Annotated in this window: 22 protein-coding genes and 1 tRNA gene; 4 read left to right on the top strand and 19 right to left on the bottom strand. The window is 42.6% G+C overall.

Features of this window, described 5'->3' with window-relative positions; all coding sequences use genetic code 11:
- Positions 1-6: 6 nt before the first annotated feature.
- Positions 7-381, top strand: a complete 375-nt coding sequence (locus tag D0907_RS15195) for a hypothetical protein (RefSeq protein WP_118844714.1) — start codon at positions 7-9, stop codon at positions 379-381.
- Positions 382-445: 64 nt separating this feature from the next.
- Here the strand turns inward: D0907_RS15195 and D0907_RS15200 are convergent, their stop codons facing one another.
- From D0907_RS15200 to D0907_RS15215, 4 genes are all read right to left on the bottom strand, one after another.
- A complete protein-coding gene (locus tag D0907_RS15200; protein ID WP_036973337.1) occupies positions 446-1,621 on the bottom strand; it encodes a mandelate racemase/muconate lactonizing enzyme family protein in 1,176 nt (391 codons plus the stop codon).
- Between the two features lie 9 nt (positions 1,622-1,630).
- A complete protein-coding gene (locus tag D0907_RS15205) occupies positions 1,631-2,398 on the bottom strand; it encodes a class II aldolase/adducin family protein (protein WP_036973338.1) in 768 nt (255 codons plus the stop codon).
- Positions 2,399-2,527: 129 nt separating this feature from the next.
- Positions 2,528-2,851, bottom strand: coding sequence for a c-type cytochrome (locus D0907_RS15210; RefSeq protein ID WP_036973339.1), 324 nt, complete (start codon positions 2,849-2,851; stop codon positions 2,528-2,530).
- A gap of 127 nt (positions 2,852-2,978) precedes the next feature.
- Positions 2,979-3,518: a DUF2058 domain-containing protein gene (locus tag D0907_RS15215; RefSeq protein ID WP_036973340.1), complete on the bottom strand. Its 540-nt coding sequence runs from the start codon at positions 3,516-3,518 to the stop codon at positions 2,979-2,981.
- Positions 3,519-3,751: 233 nt separating this feature from the next.
- Here D0907_RS15215 and D0907_RS15220 point away from each other — a divergent pair, with 233 nt between their 5' ends.
- A complete protein-coding gene (locus D0907_RS15220) occupies positions 3,752-4,888 on the top strand; it encodes an MFS transporter (RefSeq protein ID WP_036973341.1) in 1,137 nt (378 codons plus the stop codon).
- On the opposite strand, the gene D0907_RS15225 is transcribed toward D0907_RS15220, so the two are convergent.
- Entirely contained in the window at positions 4,855-5,355 is a 501-nt protein-coding gene (locus D0907_RS15225) for a prolyl-tRNA synthetase associated domain-containing protein (RefSeq protein ID WP_036973342.1), read from the bottom strand. The two genes, D0907_RS15220 and D0907_RS15225, sit on opposite strands and share 34 nt — an antisense overlap.
- Entirely contained in the window at positions 5,356-5,742 is a 387-nt protein-coding gene (locus D0907_RS15230; RefSeq protein WP_036973343.1) for a hypothetical protein, read from the bottom strand.
- 165 nt (positions 5,743-5,907) lie between these two features.
- Here D0907_RS15230 and D0907_RS15235 point away from each other — a divergent pair.
- Positions 5,908-5,983 (top strand) — tRNA-Ala (locus D0907_RS15235).
- Positions 5,984-6,138: 155 nt separating this feature from the next.
- Here the strand turns inward: D0907_RS15235 and D0907_RS15240 are convergent.
- Together D0907_RS15240 and proB are read right to left on the bottom strand one after the other, a co-directional pair.
- Entirely contained in the window at positions 6,139-7,386 is a 1,248-nt protein-coding gene (locus D0907_RS15240; protein WP_036973344.1) for a glutamate-5-semialdehyde dehydrogenase, read from the bottom strand.
- On the bottom strand, positions 7,383-8,489 hold the full coding sequence (gene proB / locus D0907_RS15245) for a glutamate 5-kinase (protein ID WP_036973345.1): 1,107 nt from the start codon (positions 8,487-8,489) through the stop codon (positions 7,383-7,385). The genes D0907_RS15240 and proB overlap by 4 nt, the downstream gene beginning before the upstream one ends.
- A gap of 921 nt (positions 8,490-9,410) precedes the next feature.
- Here proB and D0907_RS15250 point away from each other — a divergent pair.
- Positions 9,411-11,267, top strand: coding sequence for a cation:proton antiporter (locus D0907_RS15250; RefSeq protein WP_036973346.1), 1,857 nt, complete (start codon positions 9,411-9,413; stop codon positions 11,265-11,267).
- Between the two features lie 35 nt (positions 11,268-11,302).
- Here the strand turns inward: D0907_RS15250 and D0907_RS15255 are convergent, their stop codons facing one another.
- From D0907_RS15255 to accC, 11 genes are all read right to left on the bottom strand, one after another.
- Positions 11,303-11,911, bottom strand: a complete 609-nt coding sequence (locus tag D0907_RS15255; protein WP_036973347.1) for a tetratricopeptide repeat protein — start codon at positions 11,909-11,911, stop codon at positions 11,303-11,305.
- Positions 11,912-12,022: 111 nt separating this feature from the next.
- Complete coding sequence (locus D0907_RS15260) at positions 12,023-13,336, bottom strand: adenylosuccinate synthase (protein ID WP_036973348.1); 1,314 nt, start codon at positions 13,334-13,336, stop codon at positions 12,023-12,025.
- A 225-nt stretch (positions 13,337-13,561) separates the two neighbouring features.
- Positions 13,562-14,440: a protease modulator HflC gene (gene hflC / locus D0907_RS15265; protein WP_036973349.1), complete on the bottom strand. Its 879-nt coding sequence runs from the start codon at positions 14,438-14,440 to the stop codon at positions 13,562-13,564.
- A 5-nt stretch (positions 14,441-14,445) separates the two neighbouring features.
- Positions 14,446-15,612 (bottom strand): FtsH protease activity modulator HflK, encoded by a 1,167-nt coding sequence (hflK, locus tag D0907_RS15270; RefSeq protein ID WP_036973350.1) that lies wholly within the window; start codon positions 15,610-15,612, stop codon positions 14,446-14,448.
- A gap of 91 nt (positions 15,613-15,703) precedes the next feature.
- Positions 15,704-16,993, bottom strand: coding sequence for a ribosome rescue GTPase HflX (gene hflX, locus D0907_RS15275; RefSeq protein ID WP_036973351.1), 1,290 nt, complete (start codon positions 16,991-16,993; stop codon positions 15,704-15,706).
- A gap of 17 nt (positions 16,994-17,010) precedes the next feature.
- On the bottom strand, positions 17,011-17,274 hold the full coding sequence (hfq, locus tag D0907_RS15280) for an RNA chaperone Hfq (protein WP_036973352.1): 264 nt from the start codon (positions 17,272-17,274) through the stop codon (positions 17,011-17,013).
- 79 nt (positions 17,275-17,353) lie between these two features.
- Positions 17,354-18,271: a tRNA (adenosine(37)-N6)-dimethylallyltransferase MiaA gene (gene miaA / locus D0907_RS15285; protein ID WP_036973353.1), complete on the bottom strand. Its 918-nt coding sequence runs from the start codon at positions 18,269-18,271 to the stop codon at positions 17,354-17,356.
- A gap of 6 nt (positions 18,272-18,277) precedes the next feature.
- Positions 18,278-20,131 (bottom strand): DNA mismatch repair endonuclease MutL, encoded by a 1,854-nt coding sequence (gene mutL, locus D0907_RS15290; RefSeq protein WP_118844715.1) that lies wholly within the window; start codon positions 20,129-20,131, stop codon positions 18,278-18,280.
- 23 nt (positions 20,132-20,154) lie between these two features.
- Positions 20,155-21,462, bottom strand: coding sequence for an N-acetylmuramoyl-L-alanine amidase (locus D0907_RS15295; RefSeq protein ID WP_227006797.1), 1,308 nt, complete (start codon positions 21,460-21,462; stop codon positions 20,155-20,157).
- A 71-nt stretch (positions 21,463-21,533) separates the two neighbouring features.
- Positions 21,534-22,004 carry a tRNA (adenosine(37)-N6)-threonylcarbamoyltransferase complex ATPase subunit type 1 TsaE gene (tsaE, locus tag D0907_RS15300; RefSeq protein WP_036973356.1) on the bottom strand — a complete coding sequence of 157 codons (471 nt, stop codon included), beginning with the start codon at positions 22,002-22,004 and terminating at the stop codon, positions 21,534-21,536.
- A 143-nt stretch (positions 22,005-22,147) separates the two neighbouring features.
- On the bottom strand, positions 22,148-23,488 hold the full coding sequence (gene accC, locus D0907_RS15305) for an acetyl-CoA carboxylase biotin carboxylase subunit (RefSeq protein WP_036973357.1): 1,341 nt from the start codon (positions 23,486-23,488) through the stop codon (positions 22,148-22,150).
- Positions 23,489-23,509 lie beyond the last annotated feature (21 nt).

The following is a 23,509-nucleotide window of genomic DNA, read 5'->3' on the forward strand; positions in this document are numbered from 1 at the left end:
GCGTGTATGAACTTTAAAGTAGTCACAGCAATATACTTTGTGACTTTGCTTGGGTGTAGTGCACAAAGCCAAGAGCCGACTCCTAAGCTACAACATGCGGTGTTAACAACACCGCAAAGCACCTTGATTGCACAAGGTATTGCCAGATTAATGCACAGTCAGCCTATTGCAGTCGCCGATGATGCCTTTATCAATAGCAGTATCCTCGTTACTGACAGCATGGGCATCACAGATGCGCAAGGCAATCCAATCATGGGAAAGCAGCTTTCTATGCCCGATCGCTTTGAATTACTCATTAAAGATAAAATGTGCTTTGTTCGTCATTTAGACAGCAAAGCAACAGAGCCACTGCCGCTGGTAAAGTGTAAAGCGGTTAACTAAGCCTCACATATACCTAAACACCTATAAAAAAAGCCCTTACGGGCTTTTTTATTGCTGAATCTATTTATTTTATTTCGACACGTTGCGAACGCATCACAACATCATCGTTTAATTCAATACCAATGCCGGGTTCTTCGGATACTTGGAAAAAGCCATTTTTAGGTTGTGGGTCTTGAATACATAACTCACGATTCCACTTTTTAATCGCGTAAGTGTGATGCTCATGAATTAAGAAGTTAGGAATGGCTGTTTCTAAATGCAACGATGCCGCTGTTGCAACTGGACCGCCACATACATGCGCTTGAATACGCACATCAAAAATATCAGCGTAATCACAGACCTTTTTCGTCTCGGTGAAACCGCCACATAAACCAAGATCTGGCTGAAGCACATCAATGCTTTGATCTTCAAGATAAGGACGTACACCCCAACGATTATACAAGCGCTCGCCACCGGCTATGGGCACTGCAACTTTATCAGCGACTTTGGCATGCAATGAATGGTTTAGGTAGTTCACTGGCTCTTCATAATACATGCAATCGAATTCTTCGGCGATTTCACCAATTTGAATTGCAGATGTTGCCCCTGGCAAACTATGACATTCAAAAATAATATCAACTTCATCACCCACCGCTTCACGAATAGCCTGCATACGCGCGCGGTATAACTTCATTTCACCACGAGAAATAATATTAGTGCGGTCATAATAAGTATTGCCGTGCTTATCGTATTGGATAGGGTCAACTTTCACTGCATCGTAACCTTCAGCAATCGCTTTTAATGCCGCTTCTGCATATTCTTCTGGATGAATAAGTGCTTTAAACTCGCTGTCCCAGTCAAACTGTAATTGCGATGCGTAAGTACGAAGTTTGTCGTTAACTTTACCCCCTAGCAATTGATAAACAGGTAAACCTAATGCTTTCCCTTTGATGTCCCACAGTGCAGTATCAATCGCACTCATCGCAGCGTAGACCACTGGTCCTCCGCCTAATCCCCAAAAGCTCTCGCGTAGCATTCGTGACCATAGCTTTTCAGTTTGAAACGGATCATGGCCTATTAAAAAAGCGTCAGCCATTTCTTTGATCATCGCAGCGGCTGCACTGTGACCTAAGTCATAAGCAAGCCCGGCTTCACCAACGCCACTAATACCTTCATCTGTATGAATACGCACAAACACAGGTGTCCAAGCAGGTCTGTCTGGACAATGAATATCGAACACTTCGACGCGATTAACTTTCATGGTTACTCCTTACTGAGCAAAACTAGGATCAAGGCGATAAGCCTTACGCAGCATCGCAGGCCACGCTAATTGGCCTCCAGTACTGCCGCTATGCACGACATTCGCTTGATTATAAATATTATCGATAATAGGTTGAGGCACCGGAATAGCTGTTTGACCACTGGCTTGAATCGCCAATTGAATTTCACAGGCGCGCTGTAAATCATAGAAGCGCATAAATGCATCCCCCACCGTTGGACCCACAGTTAGACCGCCATGATTTACTAAAAGCATATGATTTGTAGTGCCTAAATCATCTTGTAAACGTTTTTTTTCATCCTTGTTCACGGCTAAGCCTTCATAGCCATGGTATGACAGTGACGGCAATGAAAACATCGAGTATTGGCTTAACGGTTGTAAACCTTTTTCTTGCGTTGCTACTGCAATAGTCTCTTTGGTATGAAGGTGGATAACACAATGCGCATCATCGCGTACTTCGTGAATAGCACTGTGAATAGTGAAACCTGCAGGGTTAATTTTAAACGGTGTATCGTCGAGAATATTCCCTTCTAAATCAACCTTCACTAAGTTTGACGCGGTTACTTCATCAAAGCTTAAACCAAATGCATTGACCAAATACTGATTTGTGCCCGGTAAGCGTGCAGATAAATGGGTATAAATTAAATCACCCCAACGAAAATGCTCGACCAAACGATAGCATGCAGCCAAATCTACGCGAAGCTGCCATTCTTGTTCAGATACTTTATTTTTTAAATCGAGTTTTGGTAAGTCAAACATGGAAAACCTTGTATATGCGACAAGCATAAATAGATGTATAGAAGTCTAAATTACTATTAACCGATGATCAATAGCTGATACAAAAAGGCCACATCAATTGATGTGGCCTTTTTTATTAAATGTAGCGGATTATTTAACTTGTGATAAATAATCTGCAATTGCTGCCATTTCTTCTTCAGATACGTTCGCAACCATTGCTTTCATCGCAGAAGCCATACCGTTATTACGTGCACCAGACTTAATGTCTTTCATTTGTGCAAGTAAGTATTCTTTATTTTGACCATTTAGCTTAGGGTATAGCGGCATAATGGGTGCTTTACCTTCTGCACCGTGGCACGTTTGGCAAAGTTTTGCTGTGTATAGCGTTGCGCCATCAGCAGCCATTGTATTGAAAGATAGGCTTGCAGCCATTGCAAGGCCAGCCCCACATAGAATTTTAGTTATCTTGCTCATTTGTATCTTCTCTTTTTAACGGGTTAGAAAACATTTTCTTTAGTGTAGACCATGATTTAACAATATTGCACCCAAATTGCCCCCGAAAAATTGTTACAGCAACCTAAATGCTATGCAGTTATGCGGGTTACCATATTAAATCATCAGGCACTTCAAAATCAGCATAGGGATCGTCTTCATCCTTTTGCTTATCTTCAGGTTCGACATGGAACACTATATATTCTTCGCTAACTTCAGCGACTTTTCGAGCTGGTTCATCTTCCAGAACAAAAAATTGGCCTTCTAAAACACAAATTGCTAAGCGACCACCCGCTAACGCTTTTTGTGTTTTTTCATTTACGTCGAGCTCTTTCACTTTATTTTCATAAGTGAAATTAAAGGTGCGATCGCCACGGATCTCATCCTGATTATTATGCTCTAAAATTTGCTTAACGCGAGCAACTTGCTCACGTTGTTTTTGCTCTTCCAAACGCGCTTTATTTAGTTCATCTGCTTTTTTCTGCTGCTCGAGCTTGGTTTGCTCAATGTGCTTTTGCAAATCACTTGGGTTACTGGTAGCCCCTTTCTTTTTTTTCTTTTGCTGCTTACGTTTTTCAGTTTTAGCTACTTTCGCTTGGTGCGAGGTAGTGAGCCCAGCTTTAAGTAGCTGATCTTGTAATGAACCCATCACTAAATTCCAATAATTAAAATGCGTATAAGGGCTATTTTAATCAGCTATGCAAACAAATAACAGTACTGAACCCATTTGAATCTTTGCTATTTATATTATTACACGCAGATTAACACGCGATGAAATCATGACACTTTGATTTAACGCAATATTTCTTACTTTAATCATTATGATACTTGTAAAATTACTCGCACTCTATAAGCTAATACTTTTTCTTCACGGAGCTAAAAATGCAGCTGCGACATTTGTTACTTTGCTCTGTATTTATTTTCTTTGTTTTATACGCACCCCAGCCCCTACTTGGATTATTTGCTCGCCATTTTTCTGTGTCGCCAGCCGCCGCCGGCAGTTTAATGACAGCCACAATGCTCCCGCTAGCAATCGCTCCATTAGTGTATGGGTTATTTTTAGCAAAGCGTAACCCGCTGGTTATTTTAAAAATCGCTATGGTTATACTGGCTATTAGCTGCGTTATTTTTACCTTTGCGCCGAGCTTTAACGTGTTACTTTTGATACGTTTTATTCAAGGTATTACGCTGCCAGCCGCACTCACCGCGATGACCAGTTATATTGGTGTCACTTACCAAGCCGACCTACTACAGCGTAATATGACCTTGTATATTGGTAGTACGATTGTTGGTGGTTATTTTGGTCGTATGTTAGCGGCCTTATTTACTGATTTTTTAAGCTGGCAAAGCTTTTACTATGTGATAGCGATTGGCTTAGTCTGTCTTGCCTTCGCTATCCCTAAACCCCAAAAGACAACCGCAATTCATACCCCACAATCACCCCTTTTATATTTAAAGCAATTAAAAAGCCCATTAGTTTTGAAGCTCTATGGGGCGGTTTTTTGTATGTTCTTTTGCTTTGCAGCGCTGTTAAATTATTTGCCCTTTATTCTGCAAGATAGCTTTGCCATTACTAACACGCGCGAAATCGGACTTGTTTATACTGGCTACTTAGTCGGTGCACTTGCGTCAATAGCCACCCCTTGGTTACTGAGAAAGTCTTCATCTCCTTGGCGCTTGCTCACTGGGGTATTTTTATTTTATAGCCTCACAATGTTGCTGTTGATGAGTCAACAGCTGCTGTTATTTGTCATCGCATTTACAGGTTTTTGTGGCGCTATGTTTGTGATTCATTCAAGTGCCGCACCATTGGTTAATAAAATTAGCACCGCCCCTGCCAGTGTGACGAATGGCGGCTATGTATCGTTTTATTACAGTGGTGGTGCACTTGGTTCGCTGTTACCGGGGCTGATATACCAGCAACATGGTCAAGTTGCCTTTATGGCAGTACTGCTGCTGGTATGTTTAATAGGGCTCGCGTTGGTTTATTTAGCAGGAAGGAATACGACTCGAGGCTGATGCCCTGTACTGGCAAAGAAGCGTTCTAAGTCGTCTTTTTTCATTAACCAAGTCGCGGTGTTCTCAAACGGATGGCAATGAAAAAGCGCATTAAACCAGATTTCTTGATCAAGCCACAACGTGACATTATTTTGTTTGTCGTTTAAAAGTGCCAGCATAGACACACAGCCAGGCGGCACTTTTAAATAACGTGCAAGTCGCTCATCTGAGGCAAAACCTATCCGCGAAAGTCCTTGCTGCTTTGCAATCGCTTTTAAATCAAGCTGTTTGTCGTGGGCTGTTATCACCAAAAAATGACGTTTACCTTCGTTATCACGCAGAAATAAGTTTTTCAGTCGCGTACCAGGCCTATCAACCATAAACGTATCAGCATCGAGGCTGCCATGTAATGGTGGGTGTTCTATTTCTTCGTATTCAATAGCGAGCTGAGCAAGTGCCGCTGCCAGCTTGGTTTTATCGGCATACATTTACAAACAACGTCCTCGTAATTGCACACTCAAATCACGCCATAATACTTCGTCAATTACATGTTTGTCGTCGCAATACGAACGCTCTTTGAGTTCTTCATTTAATAATTCAACAGCTTGATCTTCTAAGAGTAATTTTAAGTTGCTCGACTCTTCAAAGTACTCTTGCTCGGCAAAATCTTTAAATTGTCGACGCGTCATCGGCTTATCTAAATTAATAGGCTTTCGGCCTTGCGCTTTTACTGACACAACATAAGCAAAAATTTTATTTCCCTGCTCATCATTTTTTCCATAAAACTGTTTGTTATTAATTTCAAAAGGAGGGGCGTCCCCTTGGCTTGCGCAACCAGCTAATAAAACAACCAAAAGCGATGCTATTTTTTTCATTATTGGATAAGCCTTGAACAGTAGATGCGACCTAGTCTATCAAAAATAAAAGCGGAGGGTAAAAATTCGATCATTTTTTAAAAAACACTTGACCGCGAATGTAAAAATAATTAAAGTTCACCCCGCTTAAGACGTAAGACTTAAGCATCCTGTATTTAGGAATGTGGGGCTATAGCTCAGCTGGGAGAGCGCCTGCCTTGCACGCAGGAGGTCAGCAGTTCGATCCTGCTTAGCTCCACCACCTTCCTACTTTTCTTAGGCACTCTGCCAAATTTAATATCAAACTTATCTAAAAAAATTATCTAGTTTATCCGTTATTTTTTGCCGTCTTAATTTTATTCACATAAAAAAAAGCCGAGCAGAGCCCGGCATTTTCATGTTTTATTTTGTAAATAATTACTCGCGAATTTGACCTTCGCCGTTCACTAGGTATTTTTCTGTCGTGAGTGACTCTAAGCCCATTGGGCCATAAGCATGCAGCTTGGTTGTTGCAATACCAATCTCTGCACCTAAACCTAATTGCGAGCCGTCAGAAAAACGAGACGATGCATTAACCATAACCACTGAAGCATCTACACTACGTTGGAATAACTGCGCAGCAGCTTGGTCTTTTGTACAGATCACTTCTGTGTGGTTAGAACCGAATTTAGCAATGTGGTCAATCGCACCCGCGAAATCAGGAACAACTTTAATCGCGATTTCTAAATCGAGGTACTCTTCACCAAACTCATCGTCGCCCAGTACAGTCGCGTTGTCAAAATACGCTGCGGCTATTGCGTCTGCATTCACTTTTACGCCTTCTTGACGCAGTACCACTGCACATAAGTTTAAAAACTCATCAGCGATATCTTGGTGAACAACTAAACCTTCAAGTGCATTACACACGCCTGTACGCTGCGTTTTACCGTTAAGTAATAGATTAATAGCCACATTTAAGTCGGCGTCTTTATCTACATAAAGATGACATACGCCTTTAAAATGCTGAATAACAGGAATCGTACTGTTTTCTGTTACAAAGTTAATTAGGCCTTCACCACCACGTGGAATGATTAAGTCAATGGTGTCACGTTGCTGCATCAGCTCCATGAGTAAACCGCGGTCTGGGTCTGGAATCACCGAAATTAACGCTGTTGGCAGGCCATGCTTTTCTAATACTTTGTGCATCACACTGGCAATCGCTTGCGAGCTTTTAAGCGCTTCTTTACCACCGCGTAATATGACACCGTTACCTGATTTGAAACACAATGCACCCGCATCCGCTGTTACATTAGGACGCGCTTCGTAAATCATACACACCACACCTAAAGGCACACGCATTTTACTGATCTTAATGCCATTCGGGCGCTCAGTAATTTCACGTAGTTGACCCACAGGATCGTCAAGGCTAACAATTACCTCAATCCCTTCAGCCATGGCTTCGATACGCTCATCATTTAACGTTAAGCGATCAATCATTGACCCAGGGAGATTATTATCACGCGCCGCAGCTAAATCGCTTTCATTTTCTTTGATAATGAACGCTTTACTTTCACGAAGTGCCTGTGCCATCTCAGTTAAAACCTGATTTTTAGTGGCTGTATCCAGTAAGGCTAGCTGGGTAGCAGCGTGTGCTGCTTGGCTCGAAATATCCGTAATTAAACTCATGACTTCTCCAATAATGCGATATCTTTCTCTGAAACAACGGGGCCAATTGAATCCTGCATTTTCTCGCTAAATTCACTTTGCTCGTTGTCAGCTATAAAACTTAATAAACAGCTACTGTAATTCGCTGTTGCTTTTGCTAGGCGCGTACCATCGTCACTGCGTACTAAAATAGTATCGCCTACGCCAAATTCTCCGTGTACCGCAAGAATTTCATCACTGCGAATACACCCATTTTCTCGGTTTGATGATTCATTAATTGAACCTTCAACCACAACTTCACCTTGCTCATTGGCAGTGTGAGTCATCCAATGCACCGCTTCTTGCATTGGTTTTTCGTATGGGGTGAAAATAGTGCCTGGATTATCACCTGCTAATAAACGGTTAAATGTTTCTTCTTTAAACCCGTTTAAAATATAGGTGGTGATACCATGTGAAGTCGCTTTTTCTGCTGCTTCTATTTTCGTTTTCATACCGCCAGTACCTACAGCACTGGTTGCACACCCAGCCATAGCATAAATTGATTCATCGATGCTTTCGATTTCAGGTAATAAGACAGCGTCCTCATGTAAATTAGGGTTCTTGTCATATAAACCATCGACATCTGAGAAAATCATCAAGGCATCCGCATCTGCCGCAGCCGCAACCATGGCTGATAAGTTATCGTTATCACCTACTTTTAAATCGTCGGTTGTTACCGTGTCATTTTCATTAATGATGGGCAATACACCGTGCTCAAGTAAAGTAAATACTGTTTCTCTAATACTTGTATAGCGTTCACGGTCTCGCAAATCACCATGCGTTAATAAAATTTGCGCCGATGGGAAATCAAAAAAGCGATCCCACATGGCCATCATTTCTGTTTGGCCAGCCGCTGCCATTGCCTTTTTCATCGTCACAGAGCGTTGCTCTTGCTCTGGGAATAAATGCGAACCAGCAGCCACCGAACCTGACGATACTAAAATAACTTCGATACCTTGCGCTCGACAACGAACGATGAACTGTGCAATGGTCAGTAAATAGCGAGAACGACACCCATCTTGATCAGGTGCGATTAAGGCGCTACCAACTTTTAGTACTATACGTTGCCATTTAAACTTTTGCATAACTGTTCAACTTTCCATTTTACTATCTGTTCAGTGTCAAAATGCCACTGATTAAAAGACTCACGTTTAGCCGAGCTAAACGCACTGATCATAATTAATCTGTCAAACCACTTATCTGAGCACACAGCTAAGCCACGCAAGTAATGCGATTAGATATAGCACAACTTTTATTCAGTCAGTAGACCAAACGGTTATAAACCATAAGTTGTTATAAAAAGATAAGTGTTGTTTATGTATCGCTGTAAAAAGCTGTGTGCGGCTTTTATTAATAACAACATACATAGAGCCTATACAGTCTGGTACACCAACAGATAGGGTGTAGACTGTATGACCGAGATTTAGCAGCCACGATGGGAACTAAACATTGACCAGACAATGAACTTATATTCTATTCAACACGTAATAAATACACACTGAATAGGACCAAGCTCATTTCTATTTAATTAGAAAACAAAGTGTAAAATACACACTTAGCTCGCCAAACAATTGATTAAATAGAGCTTAAGCTCTAAGTAGAAAGGGTTTTCGTTACCAATCATTTAGATATCAAATTGTTTGAACACGAAATATAATACGGTAAACATGGGGGTAAGATCAAGTCTGAAAAGCAATCATACCTTTTATACTTACCATAACCTTGAAAAATAGAGCTCAAATAACAAAAAGTTAAGACCTAGCATTTATCAATTAATGATTTTTTATCAACTTTTAAGGATTTTGTTGTCGAAAGCAGCCCAAAAAGTAGTAATAACGACTAAAATCGTATGTGAAGCAACAAGTTTGCTTGTGTCTATGACGGTGAGTAGGCTTTAATAGGTAAGCAATTTTATTTAAAAGTTAACGACTGTTTATCGTTTTCAAACGCGATTACCTATCTCGTTGGTGTTTTTAAATAGTAGTAACTAAAGGATACTTTATTCTATGTCAGCAATTTATATAGCAGGGATCGCCTTGTGCTCTGTGTTAGCACAGTGGATAGCCTGGGCGTTTCGTGTACCCGCTATTTTATTTTTACTACTAACGGGTTTATTACTTGGCCCATTTAGCGGCATTTTAAACCCCGATGCCTTACTCGGCGACTTGCTTTTCCCTGTCGTGTCATTGAGTGTTGCAGTGATCCTTTTTGAAGGCTCCTTAACGCTTCATTTTCGAGAGTTAAAAGGCATAGGCAAAGTTGTTCGAAACCTATGCTCCATCGGTATGATCACCACCTGTTTAATTATAAGCCTCAGTGCCTATTGGATTTTAGAACTAAACTGGCGTGTTGCAGCAGTTCTGGGGGCAGTATTAGTGGTTACCGGCCCTACGGTTATTGCCCCTTTATTAAACTCAATGCGGCCTACGCAAGATATCGACCGTATATTACGCTGGGAAGGTATTGTTATTGACCCCATTGGTGCCTTGTTTGCAGTGCTTGTATTTGAAGCCGTCATGCTTGTTGGTCAGGGCGAAGTACTCAGCCACACGATCATTGCTTTATTCAAGACCTTAGGCGTTGGTTTAACAATCGGTGTCGTCGCTGGCTGGTTAACAACCCTACTTATTCGCCGAGAGTGGTTACCGTTCGAACTACATAAGTTTGGCATACTAGCCTTAGTGCTCATTAGTTTCACGGTTTCTAACCACTTAAGCCATGAATCAGGACTACTTGCTGTTACCGTCTTTGGTATATGGCTTGCTAATCAGGACGACTTAGAAATAGACTCTGTGCTTGAATTTAAAGAAGACCTGTCGATGATTCTCATTTCATCCCTGTTCATCTTACTGGCTGCACGTTTGCAGCTATCCGACTTAATGATGCTGCACAGCGACGTGTTTATCTTTTTAGCCATTGTTTTATTTGTGGCGCGTCCTGCGTGTATCGCAATTTCGACGTTTAAAAGTGATTTACCCTTAAAATCTCGTCTCGTCTTATCGTGGATAGCCCCACGCGGTATTGTCGCGGCAGCAGTAGGCTCTGTGTTTGCCCTAAGCATGGTCGAAGCCGGTATCGCGGATGCAGAAAAAATAGTGCCACTTATCTTCACAGTCATTATCGTCACAGTGGTTTTACAGAGTTTAACGGCAACGCCTTTAGCTAAATTATTAAAAGTACGTCAGCCGTCACCTAATACGATTCTTATCATAGGTGCAAACCATGTTGCACGTGCTATCGCCTGTGGTTTAAAAGAACAAAACATTCCTGTTCATTTATCTGACCCCGCGTGGGAAAACTGTCGCATGGCGCGCATGGATGGTTTACCCTGTTATTACGGTAACCCGCAATCAGAACATGCTGAGCGTTACTTACCCCTAACCACAATTAGAAACGTGTTGGCACTGTCGCCAAACCGTCATCATAATGCCTTGGGCGTACAGTATTTTTCTCACCTATTGGATGAAAAAAATGTATTTTCACTGCGCTCATCAACCAACCACGCTAAAGCGAATAAAGACAGTGCGACGTTCTTATCACGACAAATTTTATTTGGTGATAACGGGGCCTATGCTCGTTTAAGTAGCTTAATCGCGAAAGGGGGTAAAGTGAGTGCAACGCGTATTTCTGACGAGTTTAGCTGGGAGCAGTACCAAGAAGTCAACAGTGAAGCAATTCCATTGTTTATTCTAAATGGTGAAAAAGATGATGACGATGATTCACCTATACGTCTTCGCCCTTTCACCACCCACATGGAAAAAACACCTCAAGTTGGTGAACGAGTCGTGGCACTACAGCCTCCTAAACTTTCTGTTTTAAAAGATCCGAATAACGGTAAAAATAAAGAGAAAAAAGAAGACTAATAATAACGATAAGGCCAGCATTTGCTGGCCTTTGTTTATTCAGGTAGACGGGCGCGGGCGACAACGCTGTCGGGCATTTTTTCTGCCAATTTAGCCAGTAACTGTTCTACTTTTTTATGCTGTGCTTTGTCAGCCACCATTGAGTGAAATAACCAACGGTAGGCGTCTTCATAGTCACGAGGGCTGCCATAGCCTTGATTGAATAGGTTAACCAAGCGAATTTGTGCTTTAAGGTTTCCCTGTGCCGACGCTTCTCTGAGGTAGGTGACCGCCATGGCTTTATCTTTCTGTACTAATTGGCCGACATCATAGTAACGACCAAGCTGCTCGAGTGCCGCTGCGAAACCTTGCTGTGCGGCTTGGCGCATGTAATAAACACCCAGCTCAACATTGCGGTCTACACACACCGCATACGCTAACATATCACCATACAGGAATTGATACGATGGCAACGCCATTTTATTGGCTCGCGCTTCAATATCTTGTACTAGCTGGCAATCATCAGCCTTTACCCGTGCCAAATGTGCATTTTTATTAATTAAGCCAATTAACTCGCTCTCAGTATACAAAGGGACTGCTGTAATAGGCTCTTCAGCCATGGCTAGGCTTGAAAAGAGGAATGTTAAAGGCAATAAAACACGCATCAAAATCACTTAATGAAAATCTGTCTTAGTAAATAATATACAATTTTCATTCCAGAATAAATTTTAGGCACAAAAAAAGCTGCCGAAGCAGCTTTTTTAAACATATCGTGATTATGCAAACGGGTTGCGTAATACCATTGTTTCAACACGGTCTGGACCTGTTGAGATGATATCAACTGGCACGCCAGTGATTTCTTCGATACGTTTGATGTAGTCAATCGCTGCTTTTGGCAGCTCTTCAACTGAAGTAACACCGACTGTGTTTTCAGACCAACCAGGCATCTCTTCGTATACTGGTGTTACTTTCTCGTAGCCTTCAGCAGCTAATGGTGTAACGTTCGTTACTGTGCCATCTTCTAACTGGTAACCAGTACAGATTTTCAGTGTTTCTAAACCGTCTAGTACGTCTAGTTTAGTTAAACAGAAACCTGAGATGCTGTTGATTTGTACTGCACGGCGCATAGCCACTGCATCTAACCAACCTGTACGACGTAAACGGCCCGTTGTTGCACCAAACTCATGGCCTTTCTCACCTAAGTGCTTACCTACTGGGTCTTGTTTATCTAGACCGTCGTAAAGCTCGGTAGGGAATGGACCTGAACCTACACGTGTTGTGTAAGCTTTGATGATACCTAATACGTAATCAAGGTGTAATGGACCAAAGCCCGCACCGGTAGCTACACCACCTGCAGTAGTGTTAGACGATGTTACGTATGGGTATGTACCGTGGTCGATATCAAGTAACGTACCTTGCGCACCTTCAAATAAGATGTTGTCGCCCGCTAAACGTGTTTGATCAAGAAGCTCAGTAACATCAACAACCATTGCTTTTAAGATATCAGCGATTGCCATTGCATCGTCAAATGTCTTTTGGAAGTCCACTGGCTCTACTTTGTAGTAATGCTCTAACGTGAAGTTATGGTATTCCAATACTTCTTTAAGCTTACTAGCAAACTGTTCAGGGTTGAATAAGTCACCAACACGTATACCACGACGTGCTACTTTGTCTTCATAAGCTGGACCGATACCACGACCTGTCGTACCGATTGGCTTATCGCCACGTGCTTTTTCACGGGCTAAATCTAATGCAATGTGGAAAGGTAAAATTAGCGGACATGCTTCGCTGATTAATAAGCGTTCACGTACTGGTACGCCACGCTCTTCTAGCATGCCGATTTCTTTCATTAATGCTTCTGGTGATAAAACAACACCATTACCGATCACACACTTAACATTGTCACGTAATACACCCGATGGAATAAGGTGTAAAACCGTCTTTTCACCGTTGATCACCAAAGTATGGCCTGCGTTATGACCACCTTGATAACGAACTACTAAAGATGCTTTGTCTGTAAGGAGGTCAACTACCTTACCCTTACCTTCGTCACCCCATTGGGTGCCTAGTACAACAACGTTTTTACCCATTGCAAATTCACTTAGAAAAAATTAGGACGAGATTTTACCAGAAAACGAGGTGAAAGATCACCCCGTTTAGCTTATTTTTTCTGCGGCTGAATTTTTATCATCTTATTTAATAGCACAATTACAGGCAGAACAGAGGTTTATAAAAACAGACAGTCTATGTTTTAAGCAATCTCAGAAACAAAAAAGCCCCGCAAAATAGGCGGGGCTTTTAGCAGCGACAGTAAATTACTGTGCTTTAGAACCTTTCATGTAATTAAAGAAATCGCTATCCGGTGATAGAACCATCACGTCTTGCTTATCTTTAAAGGTATTTTTGTATGCTTCTAAGCTACGAACAAAGCTAAAGAATTCAGCATCTTTACTGTATGCGTTCGCGTAGATAGCTGCGGCATTCGCATCACCTTCACCGCGCACAGTACGTGCATTTCGCTCTGCATCAGCAAGCATAACGGTGACTCGGCGATCGACTTCTGCACGAATTGTTTCCGCTTTTTCCTGACCTTCAGAACGGTGCTCTTTTGCCACTGCAGTACGTTCAGCACGCATACGTTGGAAAATAGAGCTACTCACTTCTTGTGGTAAGTTAATTTGCTTAACACGCACATCAAGTACTTCGATACCTAACTCTTGCGCACTTTCTGATGCTTGTACTAATGCTTCTTCCATCAGCTCACTTCGCTCACCAGAGACAATTTCTCTGATAGTGCGCGAACCGAAGTTAGTACGCAGTCCGTTATTAACTTTTTGCTTTAGGAGTGTTTCAGCGTATTGCTTATCACCACGAGCACGCAAGTAGAAAGCGCTAAAATCGTTAATACGCCATTTTACGTACGAATCAACAATTAAGTCTTTCTTCTCGCTGGTTACAAAGCGGTCTGGTGCACCATCTAGCGTTTGAATACGTGCGTCTAAGCGACGTACTTGGCTAAAAAATGGGACTTTAAGGTGTAAACCAGGCCCATACACCACCGCGTTATCACTGTCGTCTTTTTGCACTTTGCTGAATAACAGCACAATTGCCTTTTCGCCTTCTTGCACAACAAATACTGCTGAGAACGACAATACAAGAGCAAGGGCGAGTATGACTAAACTAAAGTTTTTCATCTTGTTTATCTCCCCTCATTAAAACGGTCAGTAGCGAAACGATCACCGCTTGGATTAACAGTGCTGTTTCGTGATGTGTTTATCTTATTGCGAAGGTCCTTGATATCACTTGAGCTTGGAAGTGCAACTCGCGTTGCTGTGCCTTGCTTTTCCATGATTTTATCAAGTGGTAAATACAGCATGTTATTGCCACCTTTCACATCGACTAACACTTTAGAGCTGTTACCTAACACTTGTTCCATTGCATCAATATATAAACGCTGACGCGTGACTTCTTTTGCTGCTTGGTACTCAGGTAATAACTTTTCAAAACGTGCCACTTCACCCTGAGCTTCAAGGGTAATACGTTCGCGATACGCTTCTGCTTCTTGTGTCATACGTGTGACTTGACCACGTGCACGCGGTTCAATTTCACGGGCATATGCTTCGGCTTCACGAATAAAACGTTCTTCATCTTCTTGCGCTGCAATCGCATCATCAAAGGCATCTTTCACTTCGCCCGGCGGACGAGAGTCTTTAAAGTTCACATCGCTGACAATAATACCGAGGTTATAAGGCTCGATAATTTTGTTTAGTTCATCCCATGTTTGTTGACGAACTACCTCACGACCTGTTGTGAGTACTTGGTCCATTTTCACATGACCAATGACATAACGCAGTGCACTATCAAGTGCCTGTTGTAAGCTGTGATCAGCATCCGTTACACTAAACTTGTAAAGATGTGGGTCAATTACACGGTACTGAACTTCAAACTCAACATTAACTACGTTTTCATCTTCGGTGAGCATAAACCCTTTTGCTGATAATGAACGAACGGCTTCAATATCAACAGGAATAACACGTTCGATGAACGTCATCTTCCAACGTAAGCCAGGTTCAGCAATACGGTCAAATTGACCAAACTGTAGAACCACACCACGCTCGGCTTCTTTTACGGTGTAAATACCACTCAATGCCCATACGATGACGGCAATGATTAAAATGAAAGAAATGCCTGCGCCACCAAGTCCGCCGCCGTTGTTACCTGGTTTGTTACCACCAAATAAACCGCCAAACTTGCCGGAGAACTTACGCAGTACCTCGTCTAAATCAGGTGGGCCTTGATCTTTACCGCCTTTATTATTCCACGGATCTTTATCATTGCCATTATTACCCGGTTCATTCCAGGCCATAGCTATACTCCATTGTTATCTAAATGAATTAGGTTAAATCTATCAAATATACAGCATTTCTCATACTAAAAATGACAAATGCTGCTGATTTTTAGTTCGCCGCTACAAAAGAATCGAGGTCATGCCCCATTTCTTTTTTCAAACGATTCCATTCCGCCATAGGCAAACGTACTGACAAAAGCCAATTGCCTTGCTCATCAAATTGCTCTTCATGCACAGCATTTAAATTAAATAATGCGGCACGAATACGCCCATGTTGTGGCGGTAATTTAAGCTCATCGGCAAACATTTTTTTGGCAAGTAACTCATTAATTGCCTCAGACAACAACTCACAACCGACCCCCGTACGTGCCGAAAGCCAAACGCGAATAGGTTGCCCTTCGTCGTTTCTATCTATACGTGGCGCAACGTCATCTAGCGCATCAATTTTGTTATAAACCAATAATTGTGGCACATCGTCTGCCTCAATTTCTTTGAGTACCGATTGCACCTGCTCAATATTTTCTTTACGGCGGGGGTCTGCCACATCAATCACATGAAGCTGTAAATCGGCTTCACGCGTTTCTGTTAATGTTGCTTTAAAGGCAGCCACTAAATCATGTGGTAAGTGGCGAATAAAGCCCACCGTATCGGCCAAAATAACGGGGCCAATGTCTCCAATGTCCAACTTACGTAACGTTGGATCAAGTGTTGCAAACAGCTGATCCGCTGCATACACATCAGAATTTGTTATACGGTTAAAGAGTGTCGACTTACCCGCATTGGTATACCCAACTAATGACACCGTGGGGATTTCATTTCGAGTACGCGCACGTCGCCCCTGCTCACGCTGAACAGCGACTTTATCTAAACGGGCACGAATATTCTTAATTCTTGCACGCAGTAAGCGTCTATCTGTCTCGAGTTGAGTTTCACCCGGTCCTCGTAAACCAATCCCGCCTTTTTGTCTTTCAAGGTGGGTCCAACCACGGATCAAGCGAGTAGAAATATGGCGAAGCTGAGCCAACTCCACTTGAAGTTTACCTTCGTGGGTACGCGCTCGCTGCGCAAAAATATCCAAGATCAAACTCGTACGATCAAGTACACGACACTGGCAAACGCGCTCTAAATTGCGCTCCTGTGACGGGCTAAGTTGATGATTGAAAATGATGACATCTGCATTGTGGATTTTGACAGTTTCAGCGATTTCTTCTGCTTTTCCGGTCCCGACGAATAGTTTCGGATGTGGTGCTTGACGACTGCCTTGCACAATCGCCAAACTACTAACACCAGCAGAAGATACCAACAACTCTAATTCGTGAAGATCTTCGCGATCCCCCTCTTTAGGTAAGTCGATATGAACTAAAACTGCCTGTTCGCCGGCTTCATAACGGTCAAACAAGCATTACGCTCCTAAATTTAAAAGTTTCCAGCTTCTTGCTCTTCTGCATCATCACTTCCTTGTACACCTTGGAAGTTAACAGATCGCGCTGGAACAACGGTAGAAATAGCGTGTTTATACACCATTTGATTTACGGTGTTTTCTAGTAAAATAACAAATTGGTCAAATGACTGGATTTTACCCTGAAGTTTAATGCCATTAACCAAAAAGATTGATACTGGAATGCGCTCACGACGTAACGCATTCAAAAATGGGTCTTGTAACGACTGGCCTTTTGCCATGTTATTTTCCTTCGTTCTAGGTGTTATTATAATTAAGTAGCTGAACTCATTTAACAAAGCTAAATTTTTTCAACTACTACTAGCTTAGCGAACTTACTACACGTTGCAAGTTTTCTTCATCACCCGTGGTTAACCAAGTAACATTTGGCCAACCTCTTAACCAAGTTAGCTGTCGCTTGGCTAACTGCCGTGTGGCTGCAATACCACGAAAGACCATTTCATCATAGTCAGTTTCGCCTGCAATGTAATCCCACATTTGTCTATAACCTACGCAACGAATTGATGGCAGATCGGGGTGTAAATCCTTACGTTTATATAGGGATGAAACTTCATTTTCAAACCCCTGGTCGAGCATTATTTTAAACCTTTTCTCAATTCGCTGATGCAATTCACTGCGATCATCAGGTGCAATCGCAAATTGATGGAAAGTATATGGTAACTCAGGCTGCTTTTGTTTTTGCAGCTCTGTCATTGTTTTACCTGTTATACGATACACTTCGAGCGCACGATTAATGCGTTGTGAATCATTTTCACTCATTTTGCTCGCAGCATCAGGATCAATTTTAATAAGCTCTTTGTGCAAATGCGGCCAACCAAACTGCTTTGCTTCTTTTTCAAGCTCAGCACGTACTTCGGGTGATGCCTCTGGTAGCGGTGATAAGCCATCAAGTAATGATTTAAAATACATCATTGTACCGCCAACCAGTACAGGTACTTTACCTTGCTGATGAAATAGATCAATCTTTTCAATTGCATCGCGACGAAAATCTGCGACTGAATAACTCTCTGCTGGATCAATAATATCAATCAAATGATGTGGCGCTCGCGCTAATTCATCAGCATCGGGCTTAGCCGTACCAATATTCATATCTTTATATACAAGTGCGGAGTCAACACTGATAATTTCAGTGTTAAGGTGCTCGCATAATGCAATTGCCAGTTCGGTTTTCCCTGCAGCTGTTGGTCCCATTAAAAAAATGACGGGTAAGTTATTCAAGCCTGATTACCTTGCTTCGTTTAAAAACTGAGATAGTTCTATTTTAACTGCTTTTTCACGCAAACGTTGCATTGTTTGTGGATTATTTTCTAGTCGCGATATTTGTTCCAAAAAGACTTGGCTTGCAAAATACCGGGTCGGTATTTGGCTATCAAGCCAAATAAGCCAACCGTCTAATGTGCTATCAACACTCTGACAGGCACTAATAAGTCGTGCTATTGCATCACTCACATCTAATAAATACAAACAGGGCGGCAGTTTTTTCACCATCACAAAATGTTTTTCAATGACGAGGTCAAACCCTAATAACGTAAACCAAGATTGCTGCGCATTAAGCGCATTGACGTCATCATCACTCACATTAACACGCACAGGCAACAGCAATGCTTTGCCTTCAAGGTTTCCTGCTTGTTCAACCTGAGTGTGCCAGTCGAGGCTCAGTGCATGCTTAAAGTGAGCTGCAAATAACTGGTTATCTTCACAAAATACACACTGCCCCTCTTTCACATGCATAAGCTGGGTCAATGCGGGTTGTGTATCGGTTACCGCTGCAACACTGGGCTCAGGGCTAACACGGTCAAAATGTGCCGCGTGTTGCTCGCTAATTCCTTGATAAAACGCATTAACATCGTGATGAGTCGTTTTAGTTCGGGGCTCACTTGGCGCACTGCCCCCTGCACGCGATGCCCCACCCGACGATGAATACGAAGGGTGACGCGTTGGCTGTAATGCCGACTTAGGGTAATCATACTGCTCAGAATAGCTTGTAGCAGGGCGACTCACTGGCAACGTACTTGATTGAGTGAAATTAAGCGGCGTGTCTGCAACAGAGTGCGTGTTATTAACACCTGACTCAAAATCGACGTCATGCTGAAGCGGCACGACCACTTGTTTAATCGCTTGTAGAATAAAATCATGAACCAAGCGCCCTTGGTGAAAACGCACTTCGTGTTTGGCCGGGTGCACGTTAACGTCAACTTGGCGCGGGTCAATATCAATATAAATAACGAAGCCTGGTAGCTCCTCAGACCCTGCGACCTCTTCAAAGGCCTGACGAATTGCATGCAGAATCAACTTATCGCGCATCATGCGATTATTTACATAGGTGTACTGCGTACTGTTGCTTGACCCTACAGGTAAAACCCAACCTCGCAGCATCAGCCCCGCTTCACCAGATTGAATATGTAAAGCGTGTTCGCTAAATGCTTTACCAGCGACTTGCGCAACACGGGTAATCGCATCCTCAGGGTTTGGTTTCGCACGGTACTGACGCACGACCTTGGCATTATGCGTTAACGTAATCGACACATCGAAGCGGCTTAAAGCGATTCGCTTAATGAGCTCATCAATATGCGAAAACTCGGTTTTTTCGGTGCGTAAAAATTTACGTCGTGCTGGGGTGTTAAAAAATAAGTCTTTCACCTCAATGGTAGTGCCATCGGGGTGGGCTGTTGGCTTGACTTGCACCGCCATATCACGGCCTTCAGCAAACGCTTGCCATGCAGCCTCTTGCTTTTTTGGCTTCGAGCTCAATGTCAAACGTGATACTGAGCTGATCGAGGCCAACGCTTCACCACGAAAACCTAGCGAACAAATATTCTCCAGATCATCGAGTGACTTTAACTTACTGGTTGCGTGGCGAGATAATGCCAACGTGAGCTCATCTTTATTAATACCCGAGCCATTATCTCGAATCCGAATAAGCTTATGACCACCACGTTCAATATCTATTTGGATTCGCGTCGCACCGGCATCCAAACTATTTTCAACCAGCTCTTTAACGACTGACGCGGGACGCTCAACCACTTCACCCGCTGCAATTTGGTTAGCCAGTCGCGCGGGTAATATTTCTATACTCATAGTGTTCCTAACACGCTAATTGACTAGCTTTGGGGAATATCAAGCTCTTGCCCGATAAACAAAGTGTTCGATTTTAGGTTATTTACCGTTTTAAGCTTGCTCACAGATGTGCCATAACGACTCGCCAACATGCTTAGCGATTCACCCGGGCGTACCTTATGCTTGGTTGGGTATTGCGCTTTTAATTTAGCAAATAAAGAGTCATCAGGTGGATTTTGTAAATAATAGCTTTTAATTGATTTAAAGATTGCTTTAGCTAATCGCTCTTGGTGATTGGCTGTTTTTAGTAAACGTTCTTCACGCGGATTCGAGATAAACCCTGTTTCGACCAAAATAGAGGGAATATCTGGCGATTTAAGCACTGCAAGGCTCGCTGCTTGTGGTTCTTTTTTATGTAATTTAGCCACTTTTTTAAGCTCTCTCACCACCTCTTCAGCGACGTTAAAACCCGTTTTCATTGAGTGGTCCATCGACATATCAAGCAATGCTTGCGCTAAATACTTTTCACTAGCGGTGTCTTTTAACACCCCAGCTGCACCGCCTAAAAGCTCCGAATGCTTTTCTTTATCCTCAATCCATTTACCAATTTCTGAGTTTGCACGGCGCAGCGACAACACCCATACAGAGGCTCCATTAGGTTGCGGACTGGTGAAGGCGTCAGCATGAATAGACACAAAAAAGTCTGCTTTTTTCTCGCGTGCAATATTGGTACGCGTATTCAGGTTTACAAAATAATCACTGCGGCGGATCATACGTGAAATCATCCCACGCTCAGCATCAATCATTCGCTCCAAGCGTTTAGCAATTTGCAACGTGATGTCTTTTTCATAGGTGCCTGATGGCCCTATTGAACCGGGGTCTTCCCCACCGTGCCCTGCATCAATCGCAATCACAATATCACGCTCTTGATTAAGCTCGCGCTTTTTGACACTGCTATTCGTACTCGCTATCGGCTCCGCTTTTGGTGTTTTATCAACAAGGTCAACAACTAAACGATGCTTATAAGGGTCGGTAGGTAATAATGCAAATACCACGGGCTTCGTCGCTCGGGTTAATTCAAAGACAAAGCGCACACTTTTGCTGTCTTTTGGTTTCGAATAACGCAGCTTAGAAACTATTTGGTGTTTGTTTGGAATACTTGGCAGTGTATCTAACTTATCGGTGTCTTTGAGATCAATCACTAAACGCGAAGGGTTTTTCAGCATGAAGTAGCTGTAATCGGGTTTGTCGTTTAAATCAAACACAACCCGAGTACTGTCTGGAGAGGGCCACACACGCACGCTATTAATGGAATTTTGTGCCAGCGCAACGTCACTAACAATCAAAAGCATCCAAAAAATTAATAGTTTAAATGTACAACAACCCATTTTTGATAACACACCTTTTATTGTTATTTATTTTATTATTGCGCGCTCTTTAATTGTCTAACTATAGACTGACCACGCTCAGTTAAACTCTTTATTTCAATAGCACGTGCCTCACCTTCATAGCGTAACGTGACATCTAAATCGGGCGTAGGGATAAACTCGCCCCCTTTCTCGGGCCATTCAACCACACAAATTGCCTGTGGTGAAAAATAGTCACGAATTCCCATATACTCAAGTTCTTCAGGGTCACCTAAACGATATAAATCAAAGTGATAGACATCTGCTTTCGTTAATTGATAAGGCTCTACTAATGTATACGTCGGACTCTTAACCTTACCTTGATGACCAAAACCTTGAACAATACCACGCGTTAAAGTCGTTTTGCCGGCTCCTAAGTCGCCGTGCAAATAAATTACCGCGCCTTGCTCCATTAACGCCGCAAGTTGCTTACCCATGTTTACCGTTGCAGCTTCATCAGCCAGTGGAAAACCAACACTGTCGGTCATTATTACCTCATGAAAAACTAAAAACACACTACTTTGTTAATCATACCAGATTATTTATGTAAGGCGAGAATCAGCCATGCCTTGAATTTGACACAAAAAAACCGGCAAAGTTGCCGGTTTGTTTTAGGTAAACATTATTATGTTTAAAGACCGAGTTTCTTCTCAAGGTAGTGGATATTAGTACCACCGTTTTGGAAGTTTTCATCTGCCAAGATTTTCTTGTGCAGTGGGGTGTTGGTCTTAATGCCGTCGATAACTAATTCGTTTAACGCATTACGTGAACGCGCAATCGCTACATCACGGTTTTCACCGTAACAGATCAACTTACCAATCATTGAATCGTAATGAGGTGGTACAGTGTAATCAGCATAAATGTGGCTGTCCCAACGAATACCTAAACCGCCAGCTGGGTGGAATCGTGTGATTTTACCCGGTGAAGGAATGAAGGTTTCAGGGTCTTCTGCGTTAATACGACACTCAATGGCGTGACCACGAATAACCACATCTTCTTGTGTGAATGATAATGGTTGACCCGCAGCAATTTTTAGCTGTTCTTTAATTAAGTCAACACCTGTTACCATCTCTGTTACAGGGTGCTCAACTTGAATACGGGTGTTCATTTCAATGAAGTAGAACTCACCGTTTTCGTATAAGAACTCAAAAGTACCTGCACCGCGATAACCGATTTCGATACATGCACGTGTACAGCGATCACCGATGAACTTACGCATTTCAGCTGTAATGCCCGGTGCGGGTGCTTCTTCAACCACTTTTTGGTGACGACGTTGCATTGAACAGTCACGCTCACCAAGGTGAACAGCGTTACCTTGGCCGTCAGCTAATACTTGTACTTCGATATGACGTGGGTTTTCTAGGAATTTTTCCATGTAAACCATACCATTACCGAAGAACTGCTTCGCTTCTTGTTGTGTTAATGCGATTGAATCTACTAACTCTTTTTCGCTACGCACAACACGCATACCACGACCACCGCCGCCGCCTGCTGCTTTAATGATTACAGGGTAACCAATGCGCTTAGCGATTTGAATATTGCGTTCATTATCAGCCGTTAATGGACCATCAGAACCTGGTACACATGGTACGCCAGCTTTACGCATTGCTTCAATTGCAGATACTTTGTCGCCCATTAGACGAATTGTGTCGCCTCTTGGACCGATAAATACAAAGCCGCTTTGCTCTACTTGATCAGCAAAGTCTGCATTCTCAGAAAGAAAACCATAACCTGGGTGAATCGCCACCGCATCCGTTACTTCTGCCGCCGCAATAATGCGCGGAATATCTAAGTAACTTTCAGACGCAGCAGGTTTACCAATACAAATTGTTTCGTCTGCCAGTAACACGTGCTTAAGATCACGGTCTGCCGTTGAGTGCACAGCAACAGTTTTGATCCCAAGCTCTTTGCAGGCGCGCAATACACGAAGTGCAATTTCACCTCGGTTTGCAATGACTACTTTATCTAACATAGAGTTGGCCTTTTGTTGCGC

The organism is Pseudoalteromonas lipolytica (genome assembly GCF_003515105.1).
In the GTDB taxonomy this organism is placed as follows: Bacteria; Pseudomonadota; Gammaproteobacteria; order Enterobacterales; family Alteromonadaceae; genus Pseudoalteromonas; species Pseudoalteromonas lipolytica.

Excerpts from the sequence above, each read along its gene's own strand:
- D0907_RS15195 (WP_118844714.1), top strand. The coding sequence starts at position 7 with ATGAACTTTAAAGTAGTCACAGCAATATACTTTGTGACTTTGCTTGGG.
- D0907_RS15200 (WP_036973337.1), bottom strand. The coding sequence starts at position 1,621 with ATGAAAGTTAATCGCGTCGAAGTGTTCGATATTCATTGTCCAGACAGA.
- D0907_RS15225 (WP_036973342.1), bottom strand. The coding sequence starts at position 5,355 with ATGTATGCCGATAAAACCAAGCTGGCAGCGGCACTTGCTCAGCTCGCT.
- D0907_RS15215 (WP_036973340.1), bottom strand. The coding sequence starts at position 3,518 with ATGGGTTCATTACAAGATCAGCTACTTAAAGCTGGGCTCACTACCTCG.
- hfq (WP_036973352.1), bottom strand. The coding sequence starts at position 17,274 with ATGGCAAAAGGCCAGTCGTTACAAGACCCATTTTTGAATGCGTTACGT.
- D0907_RS15255 (WP_036973347.1), bottom strand. The coding sequence starts at position 11,911 with ATGCGTGTTTTATTGCCTTTAACATTCCTCTTTTCAAGCCTAGCCATG.
- D0907_RS15250 (WP_036973346.1), top strand. The coding sequence starts at position 9,411 with ATGTCAGCAATTTATATAGCAGGGATCGCCTTGTGCTCTGTGTTAGCA.
- D0907_RS15205 (WP_036973338.1), bottom strand. The coding sequence starts at position 2,398 with ATGTTTGACTTACCAAAACTCGATTTAAAAAATAAAGTATCTGAACAA.
- D0907_RS15295 (WP_227006797.1), bottom strand. The coding sequence starts at position 21,462 with ATGCTTTTGATTGTTAGTGACGTTGCGCTGGCACAAAATTCCATTAAT.
- hflK (WP_036973350.1), bottom strand. The coding sequence starts at position 15,612 with ATGGCCTGGAATGAACCGGGTAATAATGGCAATGATAAAGATCCGTGG.
- D0907_RS15240 (WP_036973344.1), bottom strand. The coding sequence starts at position 7,386 with ATGAGTTTAATTACGGATATTTCGAGCCAAGCAGCACACGCTGCTACC.
- proB (WP_036973345.1), bottom strand. The coding sequence starts at position 8,489 with ATGCAAAAGTTTAAATGGCAACGTATAGTACTAAAAGTTGGTAGCGCC.
- D0907_RS15210 (WP_036973339.1), bottom strand. The coding sequence starts at position 2,851 with ATGAGCAAGATAACTAAAATTCTATGTGGGGCTGGCCTTGCAATGGCT.
- accC (WP_036973357.1), bottom strand. The coding sequence starts at position 23,488 with ATGTTAGATAAAGTAGTCATTGCAAACCGAGGTGAAATTGCACTTCGT.
- D0907_RS15260 (WP_036973348.1), bottom strand. The coding sequence starts at position 13,336 with ATGGGTAAAAACGTTGTTGTACTAGGCACCCAATGGGGTGACGAAGGT.
- mutL (WP_118844715.1), bottom strand. The coding sequence starts at position 20,131 with ATGAGTATAGAAATATTACCCGCGCGACTGGCTAACCAAATTGCAGCG.
- D0907_RS15220 (WP_036973341.1), top strand. The coding sequence starts at position 3,752 with ATGCAGCTGCGACATTTGTTACTTTGCTCTGTATTTATTTTCTTTGTT.
- tsaE (WP_036973356.1), bottom strand. The coding sequence starts at position 22,004 with ATGACCGACAGTGTTGGTTTTCCACTGGCTGATGAAGCTGCAACGGTA.
- D0907_RS15230 (WP_036973343.1), bottom strand. The coding sequence starts at position 5,742 with ATGAAAAAAATAGCATCGCTTTTGGTTGTTTTATTAGCTGGTTGCGCA.
- hflC (WP_036973349.1), bottom strand. The coding sequence starts at position 14,440 with ATGAAAAACTTTAGTTTAGTCATACTCGCCCTTGCTCTTGTATTGTCG.